The 20,425-nt window shown below is 69.4% G+C and carries 16 protein-coding genes; 11 read left to right on the top strand and 5 right to left on the bottom strand.

Annotation, left to right across the window (positions count from 1 at the left end):
• From KDK95_RS05135 to KDK95_RS05125, 3 genes are read right to left on the bottom strand one after another with little or no spacing between them, the layout of a single operon-like run.
• Positions 1-3,399 carry a pyruvate carboxylase gene (locus KDK95_RS05135; protein ID WP_212516838.1) on the bottom strand — a complete coding sequence of 1,133 codons (3,399 nt, stop codon included), beginning with the start codon at positions 3,397-3,399 and terminating at the stop codon, positions 1-3.
• A gap of 8 nt (positions 3,400-3,407) precedes the next feature.
• Positions 3,408-4,196, bottom strand: coding sequence for an SDR family oxidoreductase (locus KDK95_RS05130; RefSeq protein WP_212516837.1), 789 nt, complete (start codon positions 4,194-4,196; stop codon positions 3,408-3,410).
• A complete protein-coding gene (locus KDK95_RS05125) occupies positions 4,189-6,999 on the bottom strand; it encodes an FAD-binding and (Fe-S)-binding domain-containing protein (RefSeq protein ID WP_212516836.1) in 2,811 nt (936 codons plus the stop codon). Before KDK95_RS05125 ends, KDK95_RS05130 begins: the two co-directional genes overlap by 8 nt.
• 250 nt (positions 7,000-7,249) lie before the next feature.
• Here KDK95_RS05125 and KDK95_RS05120 point away from each other — a divergent pair, with 250 nt between their 5' ends.
• From KDK95_RS05120 to KDK95_RS05095, 6 genes are all read left to right on the top strand, one after another.
• Positions 7,250-8,029 carry an enoyl-CoA hydratase/isomerase family protein gene (locus tag KDK95_RS05120; RefSeq protein ID WP_212516835.1) on the top strand — a complete coding sequence of 260 codons (780 nt, stop codon included), beginning with the start codon at positions 7,250-7,252 and terminating at the stop codon, positions 8,027-8,029.
• A 6-nt stretch (positions 8,030-8,035) separates the two neighbouring features.
• Complete coding sequence (locus KDK95_RS05115) at positions 8,036-8,455, top strand: cupin domain-containing protein (RefSeq protein ID WP_212516834.1); 420 nt, start codon at positions 8,036-8,038, stop codon at positions 8,453-8,455.
• Complete coding sequence (locus KDK95_RS05110; protein WP_212516833.1) at positions 8,452-9,399, top strand: isocitrate lyase/PEP mutase family protein; 948 nt, start codon at positions 8,452-8,454, stop codon at positions 9,397-9,399. Before KDK95_RS05115 ends, KDK95_RS05110 begins: the two co-directional genes overlap by 4 nt.
• Complete coding sequence (locus KDK95_RS05105) at positions 9,396-10,196, top strand: SDR family oxidoreductase (RefSeq protein WP_212516832.1); 801 nt, start codon at positions 9,396-9,398, stop codon at positions 10,194-10,196. The genes KDK95_RS05110 and KDK95_RS05105 overlap by 4 nt, the downstream gene beginning before the upstream one ends.
• Before the next feature lie 66 nt (positions 10,197-10,262).
• Positions 10,263-11,060 carry an SDR family NAD(P)-dependent oxidoreductase gene (locus tag KDK95_RS05100; protein ID WP_212516831.1) on the top strand — a complete coding sequence of 266 codons (798 nt, stop codon included), beginning with the start codon at positions 10,263-10,265 and terminating at the stop codon, positions 11,058-11,060.
• A 28-nt stretch (positions 11,061-11,088) separates the two neighbouring features.
• A complete protein-coding gene (locus KDK95_RS05095) occupies positions 11,089-11,946 on the top strand; it encodes a mycofactocin-coupled SDR family oxidoreductase (protein ID WP_212516830.1) in 858 nt (285 codons plus the stop codon).
• Positions 11,947-12,001: 55 nt separating this feature from the next.
• On the opposite strand, the gene KDK95_RS05090 is transcribed toward KDK95_RS05095, so the two are convergent.
• Complete coding sequence (locus KDK95_RS05090) at positions 12,002-12,646, bottom strand: TetR/AcrR family transcriptional regulator (protein WP_212516829.1); 645 nt, start codon at positions 12,644-12,646, stop codon at positions 12,002-12,004.
• A gap of 211 nt (positions 12,647-12,857) precedes the next feature.
• Between KDK95_RS05090 and KDK95_RS05085 the strand changes: the two genes are divergently transcribed.
• Positions 12,858-13,835 (top strand): zinc-dependent alcohol dehydrogenase, encoded by a 978-nt coding sequence (locus tag KDK95_RS05085; protein WP_212516828.1) that lies wholly within the window; start codon positions 12,858-12,860, stop codon positions 13,833-13,835.
• Position 13,836: 1 nt separating this feature from the next.
• On the top strand, positions 13,837-14,622 hold the full coding sequence (locus tag KDK95_RS05080; protein WP_212516827.1) for an HpcH/HpaI aldolase family protein: 786 nt from the start codon (positions 13,837-13,839) through the stop codon (positions 14,620-14,622).
• A 67-nt stretch (positions 14,623-14,689) separates the two neighbouring features.
• Here the strand turns inward: KDK95_RS05080 and KDK95_RS05075 are convergent, their stop codons facing one another.
• The gene (locus KDK95_RS05075) at positions 14,690-15,538 is read right to left on the bottom strand and encodes a mycofactocin-coupled SDR family oxidoreductase (protein WP_249160355.1); all 849 of its coding nucleotides are present in this window, start codon (positions 15,536-15,538) and stop codon (positions 14,690-14,692) included.
• Between the two features lie 220 nt (positions 15,539-15,758).
• On the opposite strand from KDK95_RS05075, the gene KDK95_RS05070 reads away from it, so the two are divergent.
• From KDK95_RS05070 to KDK95_RS05060, 3 genes are all read left to right on the top strand, one after another.
• A complete protein-coding gene (locus KDK95_RS05070) occupies positions 15,759-17,237 on the top strand; it encodes an MFS transporter (protein ID WP_212516826.1) in 1,479 nt (492 codons plus the stop codon).
• Between the two features lie 93 nt (positions 17,238-17,330).
• Complete coding sequence (locus tag KDK95_RS05065; protein ID WP_212516825.1) at positions 17,331-19,175, top strand: flavin-containing monooxygenase; 1,845 nt, start codon at positions 17,331-17,333, stop codon at positions 19,173-19,175.
• A gap of 17 nt (positions 19,176-19,192) precedes the next feature.
• Positions 19,193-20,056, top strand: coding sequence for a mycofactocin-coupled SDR family oxidoreductase (locus KDK95_RS05060; RefSeq protein WP_212516824.1), 864 nt, complete (start codon positions 19,193-19,195; stop codon positions 20,054-20,056).
• Positions 20,057-20,425 lie beyond the last annotated feature (369 nt).

The raw sequence follows: 20,425 nt of genomic DNA, 5'->3' as shown, positions 1-20,425 counted from the left end.
TCATGCTATCTCCAGGAGCAGGTCACCAGGCTCCACCGGCGCTGTGCCGTCGACGGCGATGCGCCGGACGGTGCCGGCGACCGGTGCGGTGATGGCGGACTCCATCTTCATCGCCTCGATGCTCCCGAGTCTTTGGCCCGCCTCGACCGCGTCGCCGACCGAGATCCGCAGTGTGACGTGGCCGGTGAACGGCGCCGCGATCTGCCCCGGCACGTCGGGGTCGGCCTTCACCGCCCGGGGCGCATCGACCCTGATGGATGTGTCGCGGACCAGGACCGGGCGGAGCTGACCGTTCAGCGTGAGCATCACGGTCCGCATGCCCTTCGCGTCCGGCTCGCCGACCGCCTCGAGCCCGACGAAGAGGTCGACTCCGCGCTCGAGCCGCACCGTACGCTCGTCGTCGGCGTGCAGGCCGTAGAGGTATTCGAGCGTGCCGAGCGAGGCCAGGTCGCCGTACGTGTCACGCCATTGCTCGTAGGTACGGGTCGGACCGGGGAACAGCAGTCGGTTCAGGGCCGCTCTGCGCCGGGGTCCGGAGTCGGCGAGATCCTCCTCGTCCTCGGGGCTGAGCCGTCCGACCTCGATCGTGGCGGTGCGTCCCGTGAGCGCCTTCGTGCGGAACGGCTCCGGCCAGCCCCCCGGCGGATCTCCGAGCTCGCCGGCGAGGAAGCCGATGACGCTCGCCGGGAGGTCGTAGTTCTGCGGGCCGGCCTCGAATTCGGCGATGTCGGCCTTCGCCGCGGCGAGGGCGAGCGCGAGGTCGCCCACGACCTTCGACGAGGGGGTCACCTTCGGGATCCGGCCGAGTATCCGGTCGGCGGCGGCATAGTAGTTCTCGACCGCTTCGAAGTTGTGGCCCTGTCCCACGCCGATCGCCTGCTGGCGGAGGTTCGAGAGCTGCCCTCCCGGGATCTCGTGCCGGTACACCCGGCCGGTCGGCCCGGGAAGACCGGACTCGAACGGCCGGTAGACGGCTCGGACCGCCTCCCAGTACGGCTCGAGCGCGCAGACCGCGGCCAGCGGGATCCCGGTGTCGCGGGGGGTGTGGGCGAGCGCGGCCACGAGGGCGGAGAGCGAGGGCTGCGAGGTCGTGCCCGCCATCGGGGCGCTGGCCGCGTCGACCGCGTCCGCGCCGGCGGCCGAGGCCGCGAGGAGTGTCGCGAGCTGTCCGCCCGCGGTGTCGTGCGTGTGGACGTGAACCGGCACGTCGAAGCGCTCTCGCAGGGCCGCGACCAGGCGCGCCGCGGCTTCCGGGCGGAGCAGGCCCGCCATGTCCTTGACTCCGAGGACGTGCACGCCGGACTCGACCAGGCGCTCCGCGAGCCGGAGCCAGTAGTCGAGGGTGTACAGGGTCTCGGCGGGGTCGAGGAAGTCGCCGGTGTAGGCCATCGCGCCCTCGGCCACGGTCGTGCCGGTCGCCAGGACCGCCTCGATCGCGGGCCGCATCTGTTCGATGTCGTTGAGCGCGTCGAAGATGCGGAACACATCCACGCCGCAGGCCGCGGCCTCCTCGACGAAGGCGGCCGTCACGCGGGTCGGGTACGGCGTGTACCCGACCGTGTTGCGTCCGCGCAGCAGCATCTGGATCGGGATGTTGGGGAGGGCTTCGCGCATCGCGGCGAGTCGATGCCAGGGGTCCTCGCCCAGGAATCGGAGGGCGACGTCGTAGGTCGCCCCGCCCCAGGCCTCGACACTCAGGAGCTGCGGTGTGAGCCGTGCGACCGCGGGCAGCGGTTCGACGAGATCCCGGGTGCGGACCCTGGTCGCGAGCAGGGACTGATGCGCATCGCGGAACGTCGTCTCGGTGACGGCCAGCGCGGTCTGTTCACGGAGGTGCCTGGCCCAACCCGCGGGACCCAGGCTGCGTAGGCGCTGCAGCGAGCCTTCCGGTGCGGATGCGGCCGCGTCGAACCACGGCAGTTTGGTCGCCGGGTCTACGAGCCCGGAGCCGTCGCCGTACGGCTGGTTCACCGTCGTCTCGCCGAGCCACTGGATGATGCGGCTCGCCCGGTCCTGGGACCTTCGGGCCCTGAGCAGGTCCGGCCGTTCGTCGATGAAGGCGGTCGAGACGTCGCCGCGGACGAAGTCCTGGTCGTCGACGACGGCCTGCAGGAACGGGATGTTCGTCGCGACGCCGCGGATGCGGAACTCGGCGAGCGCGCGACGCGTGCGGCGGACCGCGGCGGCGAAGTCGTGGCCGTGGACGATGCACTTGACCAGCATCGAGTCGAAGTGCGGGGAGATGTGGACGCCGGCCGCGACCGTTCCGCCGTCGAGCCGGATCCCGGCGCCGCCCGGGGAGCGGTACGTCGTGATCCGGCCGGTGTCCGGGCGGAAGTCCTCGGCCGGGTCCTCGGTCGTGATCCGGGTCTGGATCGCGGTCCCGCGGAGGTTGATCGTGTCCTGATTCAGGCCGAGGTCGGCGAGGGTCTCTCCGGCGGCTATGCGCAGTTGGGCGACGACCAGATCGACATCGGTGACCTCCTCGGTGACCGTGTGCTCGACCTGGATGCGCGGGTTCATCTCGATGAACACGTGCCGGCCCGCGCGGTCGCCGACGGTGTCGAGGAGGAACTCGACGGTGCCGGCGTTCACGTAGCCGATCGACCTGGCGAACGCGATCGCGTCGCGATGCAGGCTCGACCTGATGTCGGCCGGCAGGTTCGGCGCGGGTGCGATCTCGACCACCTTCTGGTGCCGGCGCTGCACCGAGCAGTCCCGCTCGAAGAGGTGGACGATCTCGCCGGCCGCGTCCGCGAGCACCTGGACTTCGATGTGGCGCGGCCGCAGCACCGCCTGCTCGATGATCATGCGCGCGTCGCCGAAGGCACCGCGGGCCTCGCGCATCGCCGCTTCCAATGCGGGACGCAGGTCCGCGCTCTTCTCGACGCGCCGCATGCCGCGCCCGCCGCCGCCGGCGACCGCTTTCGCGAAGACCGGGAACCCGATCTCCTCGGCCGCCGCGATCAGCTCCCCTACGTCGTCCGTGGCCGCGCACGAGCCGAGGACCGGGACGCCGGCCGCGATGGCGTACCGCTTGGCCGTCGCCTTGTCGCCGGCCATCTCGAGGACCTCGGCCGAAGGGCCGACGAACGCCATCCCGTTCGCCGCGCATGCGCGGGCGAGATCCGGATTCTCGGAGAGGAAGCCGTAGCCGGGGTAGATCGCGTCCGCGCCCGACTCCTTCGCCACGCGCATGATCTCGTCGACATCGAGATAGGCCTGAACGGGGCGGCCCTCCACTCCGATGACATACGCCTCGTCCGCCTTCTGCCGGTGTATCGACCACCGGTCCTCCCAGGCATAGACGGCGACCGTCGAGATCCCGAGTTCGTAGGCGGCCCGAAAGGCCCTGACCGCGATCTCACCGCGATTGGCGACGAGGACCTTGCTGAACATCCCGCTCCTCAGATTTCCTTGCCGAAGACCCGCGGACCGCGCAGGACCGCTTCGCAGCCCCCGTCGATGAAGACCGCCTGGCCGGTGAGGTGCGTGTTCGCCTCGCTCGTGATCCACGCGAGCAGCCGGGCGACGACGACGGCCTCCCCGGGGCCGTGCAGCGGCATCGGAGTGGTCTTCGCCAGCATCGCGCGGCCTTCGGGGGTGGTGACGATCTTCTCGGTCAGTCCGGTGATGAAGGTCGCGGGCGCGACGTTGTTGAGCGGGATGCCGGCACCGGCCCATTCGGGGGCGACGGCGGCGCTGCGGACCCACTCCGAGATCGCCCGCTTGCTGGAGGTGTAGTTGTATCCGCCGGTGCCCTGCTCGGTGTTGCGCGCGGCCAGGCTCATGGCGAGCTTTTCATCGTCGTCGCGCAGCGCCTGGGTGAGCTCGGGGTCGTCGGGGTGGACCGCGGAGATCGATGAGACGACCACGGCGCGCGGCGCCGGGGACTTGAGCAGCAGCGGGCGAAGGCTCTCCACGGTCTCCCGCGCGGCGAAGTAGTTCACCTGCACGTCCGAGGGGGACGTCGTCACCGAGCCGGCCACCGCCATCACCACGTCGACGGCGCCGCCCGACGCCTCCGCGACACGGTCCGCCATCGTCGCGCGCTGCGCGGGATCGGCGAGGTCGATGATGATCTCGGTGTCGCGGCGGCCGATCCCGATCACCCGGTGCCCGGCCTCTTCAAGCAGCTCCTTGGTCGCCTTTCCGATGCCGGAGGCGGTACCTGTGATGACGTAGGTCCTAGACATGGGGAATCTCCTTGGGGTCGAGTAACTGTGCGAGGTGGAGTGCCGGTCGGCCGCGGAGATCCGCGACCTGTGTCCGGCAGGAGAAGCCGTCGGCGAGCACGACCGCGTTCGGTGCGTCGTCGAGTGCCGGAAGCAGGTTCTGCTCCGCTACCGCGACGGAGACCTCGTAGTGCCCGCGTTCGACGCCGAAGTTGCCCGCCAGCCCGCAGCATCCGGCGAGCCGGCGCACCTTCGCCCCTGTTCGTGCCAGCAACGCGGCATCGGCATCCCACCCGAGGACGGCGTGATGATGGCAGTGCGGTTGGGCGATCACCTGGAGCCCGGCAAGGTCCGGCGGCCGGTAGCCGTCGGTCGCGGAAAGCAGTTCGGACAGGGTGCGGACCGACGCTGCGACGAGAGCGGCGTCCCGGTCCTCGGGGAGCAGTTCGAGAACGTCCGAGCGCAGCACGGCGGTGCAGGACGGCTCGACGCCGACGATGGGCACGCCGGCGCGCGCGGCGTCGGCCAGCCGGCGAACGGTCTCGGCCAGGATCTGCTTGGCGGAATCCAGCTGTCCCGTTGTGATCCACGTCAGTCCGCAGCACACCTGACGTTCCGGCAGGTATGGCGCGTACCCGGCGCTCTCCAGTACGCGGACGACCGATTCGGCGACAGCCGGGTCGAAGGAGTTCGAGAACGAGTCGACGAACAGCAGCACGGGTGTGCCGCCGCCTGCGGTTGCCCGGAAGCCGCGGCGGAAGGTCCGGGGAGCGAAGGCGGGAACGGATCGCCGCGAGTCCACCCCCGCCGCCCACAGGGCGAGGCGGCCGACGAGCGGCAGTCTCATCAGGAGGTTGACGAGGCGAGGAGTGCGGGAGGCGAGCCGCGACCACATCGGCAGCTTCCCGAGCGAGTAGTGCGAGCGCGGGCGCAGCCGTCGGCGGTAGGTCTGATGGAGAACCTCGGACTTGTAGGCCGCCATGTCGACGCCGGTCGGGCAGTCGGAGGAGCAGCCCTTGCAGGACAGGCACAGATCCAGCGCGTCCCGCACCGCGGGCGCTCCCCAGGGCAGTTCACCGCGCACGACCTCCTGCAGGATTCGTGCACGTCCGCGCGTGGAGTCCTTCTCCTCCCTGGTCGCAAGGTACGAGGGGCACATGACGCCACCGGCACCGGAGTTGTCGGCGCGGCATCTGCCCACGCCGGTGCACCGATGGACCGCCTGCGCAAGGTCGCCGCCGTCGTGCGCATACGCCAGGGCCAGCGACCGCTGGATCGGGAAGCGGCCGGTCAATCGCAGATTGGCGTCGATCGGGTCGGGGCTGACCAGGACTCCAGGATTGAGCAGGTTGTCGGGATCGAAGGCTGCCTTCACCGCGCCGAACAAGGCGATCGCCTCGGGGGAGTACATGTGCGGCAGCAGTTCACTGCGGGCCCGGCCGTCGCCGTGCTCGCCCGAGAGCGAACCGCCGAACTCGCCGACCAGGGCCGCGGCGTCGGTCATGAAGGAACGCATCACGCTGATTCCGTCGGGCCGGCCGAGCGGGAAGTCGAGGCGCACGTGCATGCAGCCCTCGCCGAAGTGTCCGAACGGGGCCGAGGTCAGGCCGTATTCGTCCACCAGTTCGTCGAAGCGTGCGAGGTAGGAGCCGAGCATGCTGGGTGGGACGGCCGCGTCCTCCCAGCCCGGCCAAGCAGGCAGATCGGCCGGTGAGCGCCCTGCCAGTCCCGCACCGTCCTCGCGGATCCGCCACAGCCTCGCCTGCCGCTCCGGTTCGCGGATGACGAGCGCGTCGAGCCCGAACTGCGCGTCGGCAAGCCGCTTCGCGCGATCGAGGACCTCCTGCTCGTCGTCGCCGGAGAGTTCCACGAACAACCACGCGCCGCCGCGCGGCAGCGGCGGCACGGCGCCTTCGCCTCGACGCGCCCGCAGTACGTCGACCAGCCGCGAATCGAGGCCTTCGCAGGCCGTGGGGCCGTGCGCGACGACCGACGGTGCCGCGCCGGCGGCCGCGACGATGGTCTCGAAGCCGATCGCGACGACCATGCGCGTCGACGGATCGCTCACCAGCCGGACCGTGGCCTCGGTGACGACGGCGAGCGTGCCCTCCGAGCCGACCAGGGCCTTGGTCAGGTCGAACCGTTCGGGCAGCAGGTGCTGGGCGGCATAGCCGGATACCTGCCGCCCGAAGCGGTCGAGTTCCGTGCGCGCGGGCGCGAGGTTGCGCCGCATGACCTGGCGTACGCGATCGAGGAGGTCCTCGCCGCCGCGTACGTAGGGTCTCCCGTCCGCGTAGCCGGTTTCGAGCGCCTCGCCGGCGGCGGTGAGCAGCTTGAGGCCGAGCACGTTGTCCGAGGTCCGGCCGTAGGCGAGCGATCGGGATCCGCACGCGTTGTTCCCGATCATTCCGCCGATCGTGCACCGGGAGTGCGTCGACGGGTCCGGGCCGAAGCGCACGCCGTACGGCGCGACGGCCGCCTGGAGCACCGCCTGGACGGCGCCGGGCTGCACGATCGCGGTCCTCGCCTCCGGGTCCACGCTCAGGACCCGGTTCAGGTGCCGGGAGAAGTCGAGCACGATGCCCGGTCCGACGGCGTTGCCCGCGACGGACGTCCCGGCACCGCGAGCGGTGAGCGGCGTCGCCGTCTCGCGGGCGACGGCGAGAGTGCTGGCCACCTCGGCCGTCGTTCGCGGACGGACGACCGCGATGGGCGGCATCCGGTAGAGCGACGCGTCCGAGGAGTAGCGCGCCCTGGTCCCGGCGTCGTCCTGCACGTCGAGACCCTCGGCGCGCAGCAGTCTCGTCACTGAGTCAGCAGGCATGAGTAGCATGCTACTCATAACCTCCGGTCATCCGCCAGATGTGTCCGGGGGATTTCGCCGCTGGACAGGCGCTATAGACTGCCTAATCGTAAGGTTTACCGGATAGGCATCTGCATGCTATCTTCGGCCCGATGGCCGACGAAGGATCACGCGGATCCGCGGATCCGGCCGGACTTCCCGTGGCGACGTCGCCCGCACCAGGAGCGTGGCGCGCAATCGCCGGCCGCCCTGCTCGAAATCTGGAGCTTCCATGAGTTCGCTCAGCGACTACATCGACCGCTACCCGACCGTGCACATCGAGCGCGAGGACGGGGTGCTGACCCTGCGCCTGCACAAGAACGGCGGCCCCTTCCTCTGGGACGAGCGAACACACCACGATCTCGGTGAGCTGTTCGAGTACGTCAACGGCGATTACGAGAACCGGGTGGTCGTCCTGACCGGCACCGGCGACGCGTACTGCGCGGCCGTCGACACCGAGGACTTCCTGCGCCAGGGCAAGATCGACGGGCCCAACTACCTCGTTCGCCTCTACCGCGACGGCGCTCGGATGCTGCGCAACTTCGTCGCGCTGGAGATCCCGGTGATCGCCGCCGTCAACGGCCCGGTGGTGGCCCACTCGGAGCTGCCGCTGCTCGCCGACGTCGTTCTCATCTCAGACACCGCCGAGTTCCGCGACGAGGCCCACATCGTCCAGGGCATCCCGCCGGCCGACGGAATGCAGATCGTCTGGACCAACCTCATCGGCATCAACCGCGCGCGTCACTTCCTGCTGACCGGGCGCACCATCGACGCCAAGGAAGCGTTCGAAGTCGGCGTCGCGGGCGAGGTGCTGCCGAGCGAAGAGCTGATGCCGCGCGCGCTCGAACTCGCGCGGCAGTGGGCGAAATTGCCGCTGTGGGCGCTGCAGAACACGCGTGCCGCCTTGAACCAGCCGTGGCGCCGCGCGTTCGCGGAGGATCTGCACACAGGCCTTGCCTACGAGCACATGTCCATGTTCGCCGCCATGAGCGCACGTCAGGGAAAGGTCTGAGCCCGCATGCAGATGATCGTCGCAGGAGAGCGCGACGGGCGCTCGTGTGTCGTCGATCGGAGGGAATGGCAGCACGATCCCGCCGCGACCGACGTGAACTCCACAAGCATCATCGATCTCGAACTCACGGATTCATCCGTCCGCCCCGCCGGGAAGAGCGAGTACCGCGATTACGGCATTCCCGTCGGGACCGCCCGGTGGAACCGCGTCAGGTTCCCCGCCGATCAGGTGCGCCCGCTGCACTACACGAACACGATAGACACGATCACGGTCATCGACGGCTCGCTGTGGCTCGTGCTCGACGACGGAGAGCACGAACTGCGCCCGGGTGACTGCGCCGTCATCAACGCCGTCGACCACGGCTGGCGGATCGGCCCCGACGGCTGCGTCACGTCGAACATCCTCGTCGGGATCCCCGGGAAATGAGCCAGGAAACCGGATCGACCGGGAAACGGCCGACGCTGCGGGCGCAGTTGCGAGACGGGTGGCTGCTCTCCGCAGGGTGCTTCGACGCGTGGTCGGCGAAACTCGCCGAGCACGTCGGCTTCTCGTCCCTGCACTTCAGCGGCGGCGCCTTCCACACCAGCCAATTCGCCTACGCCGGCATGGTCTACACGATGCCCGAGGTGGCGAGCCAGGTGGGGCGCATCACCGCGGCCGTCGACATCCCGATCCTGGCGGATCTGGACACCGGATTCGGGGGAGTGGAGGACATCCTGCGGGCGACGCGTGAACTCGAGCGGGCCGGCGCGGGCGGGATCCACATCGAGGACGTGCCCTTCCCGATCACGCGCAACGGGGCGCAGGGTCCCGCGGTGATCCCCAAGAGCGAAGCCGTGGGACGCGTGAAGGCCGCGTTGGCCGCCAGGACCGATCCCGACTTCCTCGTCGTCGGACGGACCGACTCCACCGTCTCCGTCGACGATCTCATCGAGCGCTCGAACCTGTTCCTCGAGGCCGGCGCCGACGTGGCCTTCCCGCTCGTGCGCGCTGTCGAGGTGGACGGGCGCCGGCTCGCCGAGCTTCCGCCGCCGGAGCGGCTGGAGTGGTACCGGCGCATCGTCCGCGAGATCGACGGGCCCGTTGTCACGGTGGGCGGCGTGGACCGCACGTTCTCAGCGTCCGAATTGCGCGACGTGGGCTTCACCTGGGTCATCGTCCCGCTCGTCGCGTTCAACGCCGCGACCGCCGCCATGACCCTGGCCCTGCGCGAGGCGCTTGAGGACGGGCGCGCGAGCCGGTACTTCACCGACCACCCGAACCCGCTGACGCCCTCGCAGTACATGAAGTTGGTCGGTTACGACCGCGTCGCCGAGCACGAGCGGGAGTTCGGCGGAGCCGAGACAGCAGACGATGAAGGAGAGTCATGAGCAGGATCTACGCAGTCACCGGGTCCGCCTCGGGCATCGGCAAGGCGACCAAGGAGCTACTCGAAGGCCAGGGCCACCGCGTGGTCGGCATCGACCGTGCGGGCGCCGAGATCGAAGTGAACCTGGCCCAGGCCGAGCAGCGCGCGGCTCTGGGCGACCGAGTCGCGGCTGCCACGGGCGGTGCGCTCGACGCGGTGATCGCGGTCGCGGGCGTCGGCGGGATGGACCCGCTGGGAGCCGAGATCAACTTCTTCGGCGCGCGCGACGCCGTGGTGGGCCTGCGCCCGCTGCTGCTGGGATCCGCGGCGCCGCGAGCCGTGCTCGTCTCCTCGATCTCGGTCGTGATGCCGAACCTCCCGGAGCTCACCGAACTCCTGCTCCAGGGTGACGAGGGCGCCGTGTCGACGCTCACTCGGCAGCTCGTGGCGGACGGTAAGGCGGGGTACATCTACAGCTCGAGCAAGCGGGCGATCGCCGAGTGGGTGCGGGCGGCCGCGATCACAGACGAGTGGGCGGGCGCCGGGATTCCGCTCAACAGCGTCGCACCGGGCACGTTCGTCACGCCGATGACGGCCTCGTTCCTGGCGACCGAGCAAGGCCGCGCTGTGATGGCGCGCAGCGTCCCGATGCCGCTCGCCGGCCCGGGTCGGCCCGAGGTGGTCGCGAACCTGCTCGCCTGGCTCGCGAGCGAGGAGAACACGCACATCACGGGTCAGTCCATCTTCATCGACGGCGGCGCAGAGGCCTCCCTCCGCGGACCGCGCGTGTTCGCGGGCGCCTCGTTCGACCGGGTCTAGCATGTTCTGCCTATCAAATACAGTACGGCTTACGGTAAGTATCACTATATTGACGAGGAGGATGACGTGACCGAGCGGAATCTCGCGTTCCTGGACGGGGCACTGAAGGACAAGGTGGCGATCGTGACGGGCGCCGGTCAGGGCGTCGGGCGTGACACCGCCATCGCGATGACCCAGGCCGGAGCGCGCGTGGCGGTGATCGACATCAACGGCGAGAACGCCGCCAAAGTCGCCGCGGAGCTCGCCGACCACGGCGCACCGGGTCTCGGCATCACCTGCGACGTGAGCAAGCGCGACCAGGTCGAGGCGGCGGTGGCCGCGGCAGTCGCGGAGTTCGGCGGCCTCGACATCGTCTTCAACGGTGCGCACAACCTCCGCGTGGTCACGTCGCCGTTCATGGAGACGAGCGAGGACCTGCTGCACGCGCATCTCCACAGCGGCTTCTACGGCACCTACTACTTCATGCAGGCCGCCTACCCGCATCTCAAGGAGCGCGGCGGCTCCATCATCAACGTCGGCTCCGGCGCGGGCGTCAAGGGCAATGCCGAGCACCTCGCCTACGCCGCGACCAAGGAGGCGATTCGCGCGGCGACGCGGGTGGCCGCGCGCGAGTGGGGTCAGGACGGGATCCGGGTGAACACCATCTGCCCCGCCGCCTGGGACACCCCGGGGATGCTGCTGGGCCCGGCGGGCGCGGACGACGCGACGAAGGAGCGCATGCGCGCGATGATCCCGCTGCGCCGGTTCGCCGGCGGAAACGAGACCGCTTCGGTCGCGGTGTTCCTGGCCAGCGACGCCGCCAGCTATATGACCGGCCACAGCTTCATGGTGGACGGCGGATCGAACATCGACGCGGGCCGCTGAGCGCGGACCCCCTATTAAGGAGCTGAATATGGCCGGGAGAGTCGAGGGCAAGGTCGCCTTCATCACCGGAGCCGCACGCGGCCAAGGCAGGAGCCACGCGGTGCGACTCGCCGAGGAGGGGGCCGACATCATCGCGGTCGACATCCTCGAGAACATCCCCACCGCCGCGTACCCGATGGCGACGAAGGAGGACATGGACGAGACCGTCCGCCTCGTCGAGTCGACCGGCCGGCGCATCCTCCCGATCAAGGCGGACGTGCGCGATCGGGGTCAGATGAACGACGCGGCCGCCGCCGGCATGGCGCAGTTCGGCCACATCGACGTCCTGGTGGCGAACGCCGGCATCCTGTCGTTCGAAAGGGAGGACTTCGCGGCCTTCACCGAGGTCTTCGGGGTCGACTTCCTGGGCGTCGTCAACGCCGTGGACGCGGTCGCCCCGCACATCCCCGACGGAGCATCGCTCATCATCACGGCCTCCACCGCCGCGATGCTGGAGGGCACGACCGACCGGATGGGACCCGGCGGGATGGGCTACACGTCGGCGAAGCGGGCCGTCGCGCGCTACGCGCACGACATCGCCCGCCTGTTCACCGCCCGCAGGATCCGGGTCAACGTCGTGCACCCGTTCAACACCAACACGACGCTGATTCAGAACGACCTGATGTACAAGACCTTCCGCCCGGATCTGGAGAACCCGACGGCGGAAGACGCCATCCCCGCCTTCGCGGCGACTTCGCCGATGGGCGTGCCGTGGGTCGAGCCGCTCGACATCTCCAACGCCGTGCTCTTCCTGGCATCGGACGAGTCCAGGTACGTCACCGGCATGCAGTTGCGGGTCGACACCGGGCAGATGCTCGCGACGATGACCGCGGGCGTCGCGGGCTGAGGCAGGCGACGGACCCCGGCCACGGTGCGAGAGGTGCGGCTCGCACCGTGGCCGGCTACCTGCCCGAGGCCAGCTTCGCCTCGGCGGAATCCAGGATCATGTTCAAGCCGGGAAGGAACGTGTCTCCGGACATGTCGATGCTGATTCCCTCCTCGGAGACGAGGCGCGCGATGATCGGCGCCGCGGAGACGTCGAATCGGGACAGCTGTGCCATGCCCTCGGGCGGATAGCCCGAGCGCCTTCTGGCCCCTTCGCTGATCGTGATGCCGCGCGTGAACATCACGAGGCAGGCATACACGTCCCACGCGGCGCGCGGCGTGAATCCCGCCGCGACGAGGTACGCGATATGCGACTCAAGGGTCTCATAAGCGGACGGGGTATCCACCCCGCTGTGGCCGGCCAGCGGGTGAAGCAGCAGTTCCGCGAAGAGTTCGTCGACTTCGAGCATCGAGCGGTACTGCCGGAACAGCTGGGAGAGGTAGTTGCGCCAGTCGCTGGGCGCGAAGCCCTCCGGCGTGATGAGTCGGCCCTGGAACGACTTCGCGGCGCTCAGATACATGTGCTGCAGCAGGTCCTCTTTGCTGCGGAAGTACCAGTAGATGCTGGTGACGCCGACGTTGAGATGGGCCGCCAGTCCCGGCATGCTCATGCCGTCGAGGCCTTCCCGGCGCGCCACCTCGAAGGCGCCCCGAAGGATCATCTCCCCGTCGATGGAGCCCCGAGAGCGACGCGTGCGTCGTGGTGTGGTTGCGCCCATTGCGGTGTCTTCGCCCTCCGTTCTGGAGGCCAAGTCTACCCGAAAGCGATCCGGTAAGCACTTCCACTGAGACCTATGAGTAGCATGCTACCGCTGGTAGCATGCTACTCAAATCCGGTGCGTCCACCGACGCCGTATTCGATGAGGAGTCCCCATGTCTCTTGGGCCGATGTGGGCGTTGACCCAGACCGGGCCGGGCCGTCTGCGGTGGTCGCAGGTGCCGCGGCCCGCGCCCGGGGCGCTGTCCGGGGGCGAGGTGCTGCTCAGGGTCCTCGCGGGCGGGATCTGCGGCAGCGATCTGCCGTTCTTCCAGGGCCACCGGTCGCCCGCGGTGGCTCCCGGGACGGCGGGCTTCCCGCTGCACGAGATCGTCGGCGAGGTGATCGAGTCGCGCTACGAGGCGATCCGCGTCGGGGAGACGGTGGTCGGCTGGGCCACCGGCCAGAACGGCCTGGCCGAGTACGTCGTCTCCGCCGGGCACAGCCTGCACGCCTATTCGCCCGGCCTCGACCCGGTCACGGCCGTCCTGCTGCAGCCGCTCGCCTGTGTGCTGTACGCGGTGGAGCAACTCGGCGAGGTGACGGGCAAGCACGCCGCGGTGCTCGGAGTCGGCCCGATCGGCGCCCTGTTCGCGCACGTCCTCAAGACTCGAGGTGCTGCGAAGGTGACCGGCGTCGACCGGGTGGACCGGAGCGATGTCCGGACGGTCCTCGGGATCGACGAGTTCGTACACGCGGACGCGAGCACCTGGGCCGCCGGTATCGCCGACGCGGACCGTCCGAATCTGCTCGTCGAGGCCATCGGCCACCAGGTCGAGACGATGACGGCGGCCATCCAGGCGGCCGCGTACGAGGGCAGGGTCTTCTACTTCGGCATACCCAACGATGCCGTCTACCCGATCCCCATGACCATGCTGCTGCGCAAGAACATGACGCTGACCTCCGGGGTGACCGCGTTGCCGGCCCGTCGCCGGGTGCTGGCGGCGGCGGAGGAGTACCTCGTCCGCTTCCCGGAGCTGATCGACGCCTGTCTGGCGTCGCCGTACAAGTTCTCCGACGCTGAGGCCGCGTTCGAGGCCGCGGTGCGGCCCCGCACGGGCCAGATGAAGGTCACGCTGTCCGAAGGAGCCTGAGATGAAGAACGTACCCACCATCCGCGAACTGCTCAGCCGGAAGGAAGTGCTGATCGGGGCTGGGCACTACCTTCCGCACTACGACTACACGGGCCTGATCGCGAGTGCCGGCTTCGATTTCGTCTTCCTCGACGCGGAGCACGGAAGCCGAGGCATCGAGTCGCTCGCGGCCTGCGTCAACGCCGCCAACGTCTACGGCGTGCCCGTCATCGCGCGCGCGATGGACAAGACCCAGGGCGATATCGAGCAGCTTCTCGACATCGGCGCTTCGGGCGTCATGATGCCCGCGGTCGAGACGGCCGAGGACGCCGAACTGCTCGTGCGCTCCGCCCGCTTCGGGCCGAAGGGCGACCGCGGCTGGAACGGGATGATCCGCTGGAACGACTACTCGAGCCGCCTCGACACCATCCGCGGGACCGACTCGGACATCTTCGTCGCGGCTCTCATCGAGACCCCGCTGGGCCACGAGAACCTCGACGAGATTCTAAATGTGGAGGGCATCGACGCCGTCATGCCGGGGCCGGGCGACCTGGCCGTGAAGATGGGTGTGCCGGTCGGATCCCCGGAGGCCGACGAGCTGGTGTTCACGGCCTACAAGAAGATCGTCGAGGCCGGCAAGATCGCGTGGTCCGGAGGCGGCCGAGGGGCGAAGGGCGCGGTCCCGCATATCGCCGCGGGCGCGCGGATGATCAACGGCGCCTCCGACGGATACCTCTTCCGCTGGCTGCGCGCGGAGCTTGAGGCGTGCAAGAGCGAGTTCCGCGCGCACGGCTATCTCAGCGAGTAGAGGCGGGCGCCCGAAGGCCCCGGACGACCCGCCTGGTCGTCCGGGGCCTGAGATACGGGGTACGGGATCAGCGGTTGGTGCGGCCGAGGTCGACGGGAAGTTCGATCCCGGTGACGTGCCGCGCCTCGTCCGAGGCGATCCACGCGACGGCGGCGGCGATGTCCTCGGGCTGGCTTATGTAAGCCGGCAGCGCCGGGCTGAACATCGGGCGGTAGACGTCGTGCTCCTTGAGCAAGTCGGTGATCTCCGTCATCTGCAAGCCGCTCTGCACGCCGAACGGATGAACCGTGTTGCAGCGGATCCAGTGCGGAGCCAGTTCGTTGGCCAGCGCCTTCGACAGGCCCACGACTCCGTGCTTCGCGGCCACGTAGTCCGCGAGGAACGGCAGTCCGCGACGTCCCGCGACCGAACCGGTGAAGGTGATCGAACCGCCCGTGCCCTGCTCGAGCAGGATCGGGATGGCCGCCTTGGCGGTGTGGAACGCGCCGGTGAGGTTCATCCCGATCGTCACATCCCAGTGCTCCTCGTCGATCTCCCAGGAGAGCGCGCCCGAGGTCATTCCGGCGTTCGCGATGACGACGTCGAGGCGGCCGAGTTCGGCGACGGCGGAGACGAGCCCCTCCTTCACCCGACGGAAGTCGCGGGTGTCCGACTGGATCGTCACGACCCGGCGGCCCAGCTTCTCGACGAGGTTCGCGGTCTCGGCGAGATCCTCCGGCGTCGAGCCCTGGTACGTGGTGGTCGCGATGTCCTCGCACAGGTCGAGCGCGATGATGTCGGCGCCTTCGGCGGCGAGGCGAACCGCCTCCGCACGCCCCTGGCCGCGCGCGGCGCCCGTGATGAACGCGACCTTGCCGACGTACCTCCTGGCGTTCGGCTGCGCGGGCACGGGCGGTTCGTAAGACTCCATTGTCATGGCGGTTCTCCTAACAGATACGGTAAGCCATTCGATACTGGCGCTGAGGCAAAGAGTAAGCCCGCAACCCGGTGGGCTCCAAGCTCTTGACAGTAGAACGGTGTGGCTTATCGTACTGCTTACGGTATGAGCCGCGCCACGTTCCCGGCGTGGGGCGACGGGCTTCGGTCCGGCCGCGGCGTGCTGACGGTTCCTCATTCATCGACACGAAGGAGTGTCAATGCCTTCCCCGTACCTCGCTCAACCGCTAGCCAGACGCGTCACGACGCTCATAGGCGTCTACCTGGCCTTCACCGTCGTGATTGCCGACGCGACCGCGTATCCGACGCCGCTGCCCGTCTCCCTGGCGCTTCTCGGCGGCACCAAGTACTACGCGCTGGCGACCGCGATCGGCGGAGTACTCGGCGTCGTGGTCGTCCCATTGCTCGGATATCTCGCGACCCGCAACCCCCACTGGCGACCGGCGCTGCTGGGAGGCGCCCTTCTGATCGAGGTCGCGGCCATCGCGGTACGGGGCATCGCGCCGAGCTACTGGTGGGTGCTGATCGCGGGCGTATTCCTGTCGATAGGCACCGGAGGCAGCTACGTGCTGGGCCTGCCGCTGATCCGGGACATGTTCCCGGCGCTGCGAGCGGGTGTGCTGCTCGGCCTCGTCGGTACGGCTTCGTCGATCGGCCAGATCGTGGGACCGCTGTCGATCGGGAAGATCATCGACCTCTGGGGCTGGCGATCGGTCAGCTGGATCACGGGTCCCCTGCTCGCGGTGGCGGCGCTGCTCGTCGTTCTGGGCGCCCGTGTCTCGAAGTCGGAAGGGGAGGCGATAGCCGAGCGCGGCGGGCGCTTCGACACGGTCGGCGGAATGCTGCTCGCGGTCTTCATCACCTGCTTGATCCTCCCGCTTTCGCTCGGCTCCGGCTCGATGCCGTACGGCGGGTGGCGCAACAGCCTGTGCTTCGCCGTCTCCGCGGCGGCATTGGCCGGGTTCACCCTCGTCGTTCGGCGTAAGAAGGGGGCGGCGTTCATCTCCTCGACCGCCTTCCAGGACCGGAACAGCCTGGCCCTGACGATTCAGACATTCCTGTCCACCGGCTCCGCGCTCACCGTCCTGGCCTTCGTGCCGCTCTACGTCCTGTACGTCCTGGGCGGCTCCGCGTTCCAGGCGGGTCTCGCGAGTGCCCTCTTCGCGGTCCCGGGCTTCTTCCTGGCCCCCACCCTCGGCCGGTGGATCGGCAGGGCGGGCTCGGCGGCCGGCGTCATCTACGCCTCGACCGCGTTCAAGGTCGTCGCCATGGTCGGTCTCGGCGTCTGGATGCTGGCGGCGCCGCACAGCATCCACATCTGGACCATCGACGTGGCCATGCTGGTCGCGGGCTTCTACAACGCCGGCGCCACCGTCACCGTGCAGACGGCTCCCCAGATCATGCTCTCCCCGAAGGCCCGGATTCCGGGCACGGCGGCGGTCTCGATGATGCTCACCCTGGGGCCGATCACCGGCGCCGCCGCCTTCGGCGGCATCGTCACCGGCCACGGCCCGCAGCGAGGGGTTCCCATCGCCATTCTCGCCGCCTCGGTGGCCGCGGTGCTCGCGCTCGTCCCCGTGAGCTTCTTCCGCCCGGTCCGGGAAGCCGATGTGGAGCAGACGGCGGAGACCGGCGAGACCGACAGCGGGCGGCGGGCGACGGTCCTGCCGTCGCACTGAGTCCCGGCCTGAGGTGAACGGTGGCGCGGAGCGATTCGCGCCACCGCCTCGTCATCACCCGATCAATCCATAGCGAAAAAGGATCCACTGCGCATGACCACCGTTGAAGACATCAAGGCCATGTTCCCCGAGATCGACCTCGAGGCGATCCGCGCGAAGTACGCCTTCGAACGCGATCGGCGCGAGCGCGGCGACGCCGGCAAGCTGTACCGCCGGGCGACGGGCGAACTGGCGAAGTACGGAGTCGACCCGCATACCCCGGTGGCAGCGCGCGAGGCCGTGAACGACCACGTCGAAGTGCTCGTCATCGGCGGCGGCATCGCCGGTCTCTCGGTGGCGGCGCGGCTGCGGGAGTCCGGGATCGAGTCGCTGCGCATCGTGGAGGAGGGCGGCGATTTCGGCGGGACGTGGTACTGGAACCGGTACCCGGGGCTGCGCGTGGACATCGAGTCCCACGTCTACATTCCGCGGCTCGAGGAGATCGGCGGCTTTCCCACGGAGCGGTACAGCCGCGGGTATGAGATCCGCGAATTCCTGCACAAGCTCGCCCGCCACTTCGACCTGTACCGCGACGCGCTGATGCACACGCGCGCGACCGGGATCGAATGGCAGGACGGCCGGTGGGTCGTGCGGACGGATCGCGGCGACGCGTTCACCGCCACGTACGTGATCGCGGCGTCGGGCGGACTGGCGACGCCGAAGCTCCCCAACATCCCCGGCATCGAGGACTTCCAGGGTGCGCTGTTCCACTCGAGCCGCTGGGACTACTCCGTCACCGGCGGCGGCGAGCGCGAGCCGCTCACCGGCCTCGAGGGCAAGCGGGTGGGGGTCATCGGCACGGGCGCGACCGGTGTGCAGATCGTGCCCGAGGTCGCCAAGTACGCCGAGCGCGTCACCGTCTTCCAGCGCACGCCCTCCACTGTCAGCTTCCGGGGGAACCAGGCGACGGACGAGACCTGGATCGGGCCGGGCGAGCCGGGCTGGCAGCGACGCCGCATGGACAACTTCCTGGCGATGGTCTCCGGCGCCAACCCCGAAGAGGACCTCGTCAAGGACGGCTGGACCGAGAACTGGCGGCTGCTGCGCCGGCACAACACCGGCACCTACGTATCCGAGCTCGAAGGCGAGCTGCGCGAACTCTACGAGGAGTACCTCGACGCCCGCGTGATGAACGCCGTCCGCGCCCGCGTCGACGAGATCGTCGAGGACCCGAAGACCGCGGAGCTGCTCAAGCCCTGGTACCGCTTCGCCTGCAAGCGCCCCACGTTCACCGACCTGTACCTGCCGGCCTTCAACCAGCCGAACGTCGAGCTCGTGGACACCGCGGACTTCGGCGGTCCCTCGCAGGTCACGGAGAAGTCGGTCATCGTCGGCGACCAGGAGTACCCGATCGACGTCCTCGTCGTCGCCACCGGCTTCGAGGCCGGGATGACGGCCGTGCTCTCCGGCACGCTACCGGTGATCGGCCGCAAGGGCCGCTCCATCCGGGAGGTCTGGTCGAAGGGCCTCAGGACGCTGCACGGCTACATGACCCACGAATTCCCGAACTTCTTCCAGATGGGGCCGGTCCAGAGCCCGAATGCGGTCAACTTCTCGCACATTCTGCAACTGCACGGCGAGCACGTGACCGCGATGATCGCGGCCGCCAGGCAGGCGGGCGCCGCATACATCGAGCCCACCAGGGAGATGGAGGACGCCTGGTCCGCGGAACTGCTGGAGGTGACCGCGCCCGAGGCCGACGTGATCGTCGCGTTCAAGGCCGCGTGCACGCCCGGCTTCTACAACGGCGAGGGCAAGTACCGGGCAACGCCGAGCGAGTACCGGCCCGGTCCGGTCGTGTTCCAGGCGATGCTCGCCGACTGGCGCGCGAACCGGTTCAGCGAGGTCCTGCACTCCGCCGAGGACCTGCTGGACGACGCGACCCCGGTCGAGGTCTGAGCAAGGAGGGAACCGCCATGCCAGGCGCGATGGAGCGGAAGGTCGCTCTTGTCACCGGTGCCGCACGCGGGCAGGGCCGCAGCCACGCGCTGCGGCTTGCGAGCGAGGGCGCCGACATCATCGCGGTCGACATCTGCGCGCAGATCGACACCGCCCCGTACGCGATGCCTCATGAGTCAGACCTCGAAGAGACCGCGCGCCTGGTCCGACAGCACGGGCGACGCGCGGTGGCGCGCGTCGCCGACGTACGGGAACGTCGCGAACTCGCAGCGGCCGTCGACGCCGGTGTCAGCGAACTCGGACGGCTCGATGTCGTGGTCGCCAACGCGGGCATCACGACGCTGGGCCCTGACGTGCCGGTGAAGGGATGGTTCGACACCGTCGCCGTCAACCTGGTCGGCGTGATCAACACCGTTGAGGTGGCCTACCCGCACCTCGGCCCCGGCGCGTCGGTGATCTGCATCGGATCGATGGCCGCGCTGCTCGCCGGCTCCGTCGACAGCCCGGCCGCCGGCCCCGGCGGCGCCGGGTACGCCCACGCGAAACGCCACGTGGCGAGACTCGTCCACGATCTCGCCCTGCAACTCGCGCCGGCGTCGATCCGGGTCAACGCGATCCATCCGGGCAACATCGACACGACCCTGATCCACCACGACGCGCTGTACCGGCTGTTCCGGCCGGACCTCGAGAACCCGACCTGGGAGGACGTAGCACCGGGCATTCGTGCCGCACACAAGATGCCCGTGACGACCATCGATCCGTCCGACATCTCCGAGGCGGTTCTCTTCCTCGCCTCGGATGCCTCGCGCTACGTGACCGGCCAGCAGTTGAAGGTCGACGCCGGCGCACTGCTGCCCAGCACCACCTCAGGTGCACCGTAAGGCACTAACCCCACATCGAGAAGAGAGCTGATACCGATACGGCCCGTTTGTTGGCCGGTGGTCAGTGCTCGATCGCGCTCGTGACGAAATCCAGAGCCGCGGCCACTCACACCATCAGGACCAAGCACGACCATGGACGACTGGCCCCGCGGCCGACGATCCGCCGGCAACGGGCGACGGGAGCGACGGTCCGGCGGCGTGGGGACGGGAGCGGCGGTCCGGCGGCGTGGGGACGGGAGCGGCGGTCCGGCGGCGTGGGGACGGGAGCGGCTCGTCCGCCAGCGCGGCGAGGAGAGCGTGCGCCCATCCGGCGCGCTTCTCCAAGCGGCCGCGCTGCCCGGTTCCGCCACCTCACTGATCATCCCGAGC

Origin of the sequence: Actinospica acidithermotolerans (genome assembly GCF_018139625.1) — a bacterium.
Taxonomy (GTDB): Bacteria; Actinomycetota; Actinomycetes; order Streptomycetales; family Catenulisporaceae; genus Actinospica; species Actinospica acidithermotolerans.
The sequence above is the reverse complement of the archived record's forward strand: the minus strand, read 5'-3'. Positions and strand labels throughout refer to the sequence as shown.

Excerpts from the sequence above, each read along its gene's own strand:
- KDK95_RS05115 (WP_212516834.1), top strand. The coding sequence starts at position 8,036 with ATGCAGATGATCGTCGCAGGAGAGCGCGACGGGCGCTCGTGTGTCGTC.
- KDK95_RS05090 (WP_212516829.1), bottom strand. The coding sequence starts at position 12,646 with ATGATCCTTCGGGGCGCCTTCGAGGTGGCGCGCCGGGAAGGCCTCGAC.
- KDK95_RS05130 (WP_212516837.1), bottom strand. The coding sequence starts at position 4,196 with ATGTCTAGGACCTACGTCATCACAGGTACCGCCTCCGGCATCGGAAAG.
- KDK95_RS05105 (WP_212516832.1), top strand. The coding sequence starts at position 9,396 with ATGAGCAGGATCTACGCAGTCACCGGGTCCGCCTCGGGCATCGGCAAG.
- KDK95_RS05095 (WP_212516830.1), top strand. The coding sequence starts at position 11,089 with ATGGCCGGGAGAGTCGAGGGCAAGGTCGCCTTCATCACCGGAGCCGCA.
- KDK95_RS05080 (WP_212516827.1), top strand. The coding sequence starts at position 13,837 with ATGAAGAACGTACCCACCATCCGCGAACTGCTCAGCCGGAAGGAAGTG.
- KDK95_RS05120 (WP_212516835.1), top strand. The coding sequence starts at position 7,250 with ATGAGTTCGCTCAGCGACTACATCGACCGCTACCCGACCGTGCACATC.
- KDK95_RS05060 (WP_212516824.1), top strand. The coding sequence starts at position 19,193 with ATGCCAGGCGCGATGGAGCGGAAGGTCGCTCTTGTCACCGGTGCCGCA.
- KDK95_RS05070 (WP_212516826.1), top strand. The coding sequence starts at position 15,759 with ATGCCTTCCCCGTACCTCGCTCAACCGCTAGCCAGACGCGTCACGACG.
- KDK95_RS05135 (WP_212516838.1), bottom strand. The coding sequence starts at position 3,399 with ATGTTCAGCAAGGTCCTCGTCGCCAATCGCGGTGAGATCGCGGTCAGG.
- KDK95_RS05075 (WP_249160355.1), bottom strand. The coding sequence starts at position 15,538 with ATGACAATGGAGTCTTACGAACCGCCCGTGCCCGCGCAGCCGAACGCC.
- KDK95_RS05085 (WP_212516828.1), top strand. The coding sequence starts at position 12,858 with ATGTCTCTTGGGCCGATGTGGGCGTTGACCCAGACCGGGCCGGGCCGT.
- KDK95_RS05065 (WP_212516825.1), top strand. The coding sequence starts at position 17,331 with ATGACCACCGTTGAAGACATCAAGGCCATGTTCCCCGAGATCGACCTC.
- KDK95_RS05125 (WP_212516836.1), bottom strand. The coding sequence starts at position 6,999 with ATGCCTGCTGACTCAGTGACGAGACTGCTGCGCGCCGAGGGTCTCGAC.
- KDK95_RS05110 (WP_212516833.1), top strand. The coding sequence starts at position 8,452 with ATGAGCCAGGAAACCGGATCGACCGGGAAACGGCCGACGCTGCGGGCG.